At 66.0% G+C, this 5,530-nt stretch carries 6 protein-coding genes; 1 reads left to right on the top strand and 5 read right to left on the bottom strand.

Annotation, left to right across the window (positions count from 1 at the left end):
* Positions 1 to 730, top strand: a 730-nt coding sequence (locus D7X74_RS39000) for a DUF481 domain-containing protein (RefSeq protein WP_233602441.1), incomplete at its 5' end; no start/stop codon positions are given.
* A 92-nt stretch (positions 731 to 822) separates the two neighbouring features.
* Here the strand turns inward: D7X74_RS39000 and D7X74_RS38995 are convergent.
* Genes D7X74_RS38995 through D7X74_RS38975 form a run of 5 tightly spaced genes read right to left on the bottom strand, consistent with a single transcriptional unit; the run spans position 823 to position 5,504 of the window.
* Positions 823 to 1,260 (bottom strand): cytochrome C oxidase subunit IV family protein, encoded by a 438-nt coding sequence (locus D7X74_RS38995; protein WP_120538023.1) that lies wholly within the window; start codon positions 1,258 to 1,260, stop codon positions 823 to 825.
* A 10-nt stretch (positions 1,261 to 1,270) separates the two neighbouring features.
* Positions 1,271 to 1,933, bottom strand: a complete 663-nt coding sequence (locus D7X74_RS38990; RefSeq protein ID WP_120538022.1) for a cytochrome c oxidase subunit 3 family protein — start codon at positions 1,931 to 1,933, stop codon at positions 1,271 to 1,273.
* Positions 1,926 to 3,602, bottom strand: a complete 1,677-nt coding sequence (locus tag D7X74_RS38985; RefSeq protein WP_120538021.1) for a cytochrome c oxidase subunit I — start codon at positions 3,600 to 3,602, stop codon at positions 1,926 to 1,928. The genes D7X74_RS38990 and D7X74_RS38985 overlap by 8 nt, the downstream gene beginning before the upstream one ends.
* Positions 3,586 to 4,632, bottom strand: coding sequence for a cytochrome c oxidase subunit II (coxB, locus tag D7X74_RS38980; protein ID WP_120538020.1), 1,047 nt, complete (start codon positions 4,630 to 4,632; stop codon positions 3,586 to 3,588). The genes D7X74_RS38985 and coxB overlap by 17 nt, the downstream gene beginning before the upstream one ends.
* Entirely contained in the window at positions 4,629 to 5,504 is an 876-nt protein-coding gene (locus tag D7X74_RS38975) for an SCO family protein (protein ID WP_120538019.1), read from the bottom strand. The genes coxB and D7X74_RS38975 overlap by 4 nt, the downstream gene beginning before the upstream one ends.
* Positions 5,505 to 5,530: the final 26 nt, after the last annotated feature.

Genomic DNA, 5,530 nt, shown 5'->3' with positions numbered 1-5,530 from the left:
GCCCAGCACCTGGGACGTCAGCGTGGGCCTGAGCCTCATCTCCCTCACGGGCAACGCTTCCACCCTGACGGTGAGCGGGCTCGCGAGCGCGCTGCGCAAGACGGAGCATTGGATCTACTCGGTGAAGGCCTTCGGCGCGTACGGCCGCAGCCGCCCGCCCCAACTGGAAGGGGAGGTGGAGTCGCTGTCCCAGGTGGTGGCCCTCAACGCCGGCATCGAGCTGCGTGGCGACCGCCGCTTCACCGAGCACCTCAGCGGCTACCTGCTGGCGGGCGCGCTGACGGACCACGTCGGCAGCGTCGAGTCGCGGCCCTACGGTGAAGCCGGCGCCAGCATCCTCTGGTTCGACACCAAGAAGGACGAGAAGCTGGGCACGCGGGACGCCACGCTGCGCACCGACTTCGCCTTCCGCTACGCCCGCGAGACGCGCTTCCAGTACTACCCGGAGCGCCTGGACCTGCCGGACGTGGACCTGGGCGGCCCCCGCTTCGGTGCCCTGTTCCGCTACGGCATCTCCAAGGACATCACCTTCCAGGAAGAGGCGGAGATTCTCGTGAGCGTCATCACCGAGTCCCGCGTGCTCTTCAGCAGCCAGACGCAGGTGATGGCGAACCTCACCGACGCGCTGGCCCTGGGCGTGGGCTTCCTCGTGAAGTCGGACAGCGCCCCGCCCCCGGGCAAGGTGTCCACCGACACGGCGCTCTCCTTCAACCTGACCATCGCGCTGTAGTCGCGGCAGGCAACACAGGGACGCTGGAAAAGCGACGCGGCGCCAGGGAGCAATCCCGGGCGCCGCGTTCGTGCTTCAAGGGGACGACGAAGCTACTCGTGCTTCTCCTGCTTCTGCTTCTCGTCCAGGTGCCCGCCCTGGCGGCCCTCGGCCTTGTTCGCGCCGATGTCCACCGCCTGCAGGTCGCTGTACTGCGAGCCCGGAGGGTTGGCCAGACGGAAGCGCGTGCCGAAGTCCATCAGCGTGAAGCCGATGAGCAGCACCACGAACGCGATGGACACCCCGAACACCAGGCGGTTGGCGCCGCGGTGCTCGGACAGGTGCATGAAGTACAGCGCCACCAGCGTGCCCTTCACGCTCGCGATGACGAGCGCCAGCAGCAAGCCGAAGTCCGGCAGGTGCATGCGGCCGGTGAACACGGTGACGAGCGTGAGCACCAGCAGGACCACCCAGATGACCACGTAGCGACCGGCGCCGTGGTGCTCCTGCATGTTGTGCTCTTCCTGCTGCGATTCGTTGGCGATGGCCATGTCGTAGCTCTCAGACCAGGTACAGCATCGGGAAGAGGAAGATCCACACCAGGTCGACGAGGTGCCAGTACATGGAGCCCAGCTCGACCATCGTGTAGTTGTTCGCGCTGAAGTCTCCGACGCGGTACGCGCGCACCGTGGAGAACATCAGCACCGTCATCCCGATGAGGACGTGCAGACCGTGCAGCGCGGTAGAGGCGAAGTACACCGTGAAGAACAGCGGGGCGCCCGGCAGCTGGATGCCTTCGTAGAAGTAGTACCGGCCCGGCAGCGTCCCGATGTGGAACTTGTGCTTGTACTCGAAGTACTTGATGACGAGGAACGCCACCGCCATCAGCAGGGTGAGCACGAACATGTGCCCCACCATCTTGTTCTTGCCCTCCTTGGCGTAGTGCACCGCCATGGCGGCGGTGAACGAGGAGGTGATGAGCACCACCGTGTTGACGGTGCCCATCGTCAGGTCCAGCTCGCGGCTGCACGCGGCCCACGCTTCCGGGAACAGGAAGCGGTACGCCGCGTAGCACGCGAACAGACCGGCGAAGAGCAGGATTTCCGTGGCGAGGAACAGCCACATGCCCAGCCGCGCCGCGTGCTTCTGCACCTCCAGCGACGCGAAGTGGGCGGCCAGCTTCGGACCGGGCACCGAGCCCGGCGTCACGTGCGCACTAGACATCCGACACCTCGCCCTTGCCCGTGTTCGGATCCACGTAGAAGTGGGGCTCCTCGGGATAGGTCGGCTGGGGGCCAATGAAGTTGTGGGTGGGCGGCGGGGACGCCGTCAGCCACTCGTAGCCCTTGCTGTTCCACGGGTTGTCCGCGCGCTCGCCGTAGATGAGCGCGTACGTCAGGTACACCGCGATGATGATGAACCCGAACGCCAGCAGCGACGCGCCGGCCGTGGACGCCACGTTCAGCGCCTGGAAGCGCTCCGGGTACTCGTAGTAGCGGCGCGGCATGCCCGCGTTGCCCAGGAGGAACTGGGGGATGAACGTCGCGTTGAAGCCCAGGATGATGAGCGCCGCGGACACCAGGCCCCACCCCTCGTGGTACGTCTTGCCGAACATCTTCGGGAACCAGTAGTGGAGCGCGGCCAGGAAGGCCATGATCGTCGCGCCCACCATGATGAAGTGGAAGTGCGCCACGACGAAGTACGTGTCGTGCCACGGCACGTCCAGCGACACCGTCGCCACCGCGATGCCCGTCATGCCACCGAACACGGTGAAGAACAGGAAGCCGCAGAAGTAGGCGAACGGGGTGCTGAACTCCACCGCGCCCTTGTAGACGGTGCCCACCCAGTTGAAGACCTTGATGGCGGTGAAGACGCCCACCAGCATCGACAGCACGCCGAACACGCCGGCGTTGAAGGTCGACTGGCCGGACACGAACATGTGGTGGCCCCAGGCGAAGAAGCCCACGAACGCGATGCCCACGCTGGAGTACGCCACCGCGCGGTAGCCGAAGATGTTCTTGCGGCTGAACGTGGCGACAATCTCACTCATCACGCCGAACGCCGGGAGCACCATGATGTACACGGCCGGGTGGCTGTAGAACCAGAACAGGTGCTGGAAGAGCACCGGGTCACCGCCGCGGGCCACGTCGAACATGCCCAGGCTGAACAGGTTCTCCGCCGTCACGAGCAGCAGCAGCAGGCCAATCACCGGCGTCGCCAGCACCTGGATGCAGCTGGTCGCGTAGAGCGCCCAGACCATCAGGGGCATCTTGAACCAGGTGATGCCCGGCGCCCGCATGGTGTGCGTGGTGACGATGAAGTTCATGCCCGTGAGGATGGAGCTGAACCCGATGATGAACGCGCCGAAGAGCACCGGCGCCACCGTCGTCGTCGTGTGCGCGCTGTACGGCGTGTAGAACGTCCAGCCGGTGTCCAGGCCGCCGTTGAGCATGCCCCAGAGCGCGAAGCCCGCGCCCGCCAGGTACACGTAGAGCGACAGGAGGTTGAGCCGCGGGAACGCCACGTCCTTCGCGCCCAGCATCAGCGGCAGCAGGAAGTTGCCGAAGATGGACGGGATGGCAGGGATCATGAACAGGAAGATCATGACGATGCCATGCAGCGTGAAGACGCGGTTGTACGTCATCGCGTCCATGATGGTCGGACCGGGCGTCAGCAGTTCGATCCGGATGAGCAGCGCGAAGATGCCGCCCACCAGGAAGAACAGCAGCACCCAGGCCATGTACATGATGCCGATGCGCTTGTGGTCCACCGTCAGCAGCCACGACTTCACCGTGGTGCCGTCCGTCAGATAGCTCGGGTGGTGGCCGTGGTCGTCGGTCGCCTCATGGCCGGGAACTGCCCCCGGCGCGGCGATGCTACTGGATGGGGTCATAAGCGGGTCCCTCGGAAGCGCTCTCGCGCACGTTCGGAGTGCGCAGCGTCTTGATGTACTCGACGATGGCGGCGGACTCAGGGCCCTGCAGCTTGCCCTGGTAGGTCGGCATCACGTTCTGGTAGCCGGCGACGATGTGCGCGCCCGGGTCCATCATCGACTGGGTGATGTAGGCCTCATCCACGCGGATGTCCTGGCCGTCAGCGAGCTTCTCGGTGCGCTCGTACATGCCCAGGAAGGTGGGGCCGATGTGCTTCGAGCCGTCCACCGAGTGGCAGCCCAGGCAGCCCTGCGCGCCGACCAGCTTCTGGCCCTGCTCCGACATGCGGGCCGCGGGCGGCACCAGCGAGGTGTCCGCGAGCGCGTCCTGCCGGTCCTGCAGGCGGCCGCGCTGCTGCTCCTTCAGCCAGTTCTCGTAGTCCTCCGGCGCGAGCACGACGACCTCGGCCAGCATCTTCGAGTGCGACAGGCCGCAGTATTCGGTGCAGAGCACCTGGTACGTGCCGGGCTTCGTCGCCTCGAACCAGGCCTGCGTGTAGCGGCCCGGCAGCGCGTCCATCTTGATGCGGAAGGACGGGACGTAGAAGGAGTGGATGACGTCGCGGGACGTGATGAGCAGACGCACCGGGCGGTTGGCCGGCACGTGCAGCACGTTCACGCCGTTGGGGCCTTCGGGATAGGAGAACTTCCACATCCACTGCTTGCCCATGACGTAGACATCCATCGAGTCCTTGGGCGGGGTGGTGTACCAGGTGAAGTCCCGGAACCCGATGGCGAACCACGCCAGGAAGAACACCAGCGGCACGGAGACGAAGAGGAACTCCGTCTTCAGGTCCGGCACGACGTATTCCGTCGTCTGGTGGGCCTCCCGCCGACGGTAGCGGAAGAACATGAAGAGCGCCGCGAGACCGACGCCCGAGGACATCACCATCGTCGTACCGACGACGAAGTAGTGCAGGAAGTCGACCCGTTCCGCGAACGTGGACGCGCGCTCCGGGAGGAACAGGAATTGGTTGGCCAGGTCGCTCATGTAGTCGCGCCTTTCTTCAGCTCGCGCCTCCAGAAATAGATCAGCATCGTGGCCAGGGCTCCGAAGACGGCGAGGGAGCCCAGCCGGATGAATCCGAAGATGTAGAAACCGTACCGCCGCGTGGCGGTGTCATACTTGAAACACGACATGACGATGCGATCGACGCTCGTCCCAACCCGACCGCCCGCTGCTTCCAGCAACGCGAGCTTCGCGTTCTGGCGGTCGAACGACGTGCCGTAGAGGTAGCGCGAAATGCTCCCCTCCGGGGTGAGCACGGTGACCACCGCGGGGTGGGCGTACTGCTTCGTGCTCGGCTCATACGTGTACTGGAAGCCCACGGCGTCGGCGAGCTTGCGGATGTTCTCGTCGGTGCCGGTGAGGAAATGCCACGGAGCCGTCTCCGGCTTGCCCATGGACTGCAGGTACTTGCGGCGGCGCTCGCTGCTCTGACCCGGGGTGTCCTTCGGGTCGATGCTGACGGTGAGGGCCTCGTAGTCGCGGCCCAGCTCAAGCCCCAGGTCGCGCATCACGCGGACTTGTTCGTTGAGGACGAGGCTACAGAGCATGGGGCACTCGTAGTACACCAGCGTGAGCAGGGTGGGGCGCGTCTTCGACAGCAGGGTCCCCAGCCGTACTTCTTCCCCCGAGGAGTCCAGGAAGCGGGTCTCCAGCGGGAGGGGATCGCCCAGGTGCTCCTGTACATCCACGCCGCTGATGGGCGGGGGAAGGTCGGAGTCCGCCTCCACGATGGCGCGGGGCGTCCGGCCTCCACCCGGCAGGGCGGACGCGGGCAGCGCGCTGGCGAACACCAGCACGAGCGCCGCGAGGAGCCCGGCGGAGCGGGCGGAGGTGTTCGGAAGGAGGGACGGCATGGCGGGGGCGCGGCTCGGGTGAAGGG

The organism is Corallococcus sp. CA047B (assembly GCF_003612065.1).
In the GTDB taxonomy this organism is placed as follows: Bacteria; Myxococcota; Myxococcia; order Myxococcales; family Myxococcaceae; genus Corallococcus; species Corallococcus praedator.
Note: the sequence above shows the minus strand (reverse complement) of the source record. Positions and strands in the feature narration are given on the sequence as shown.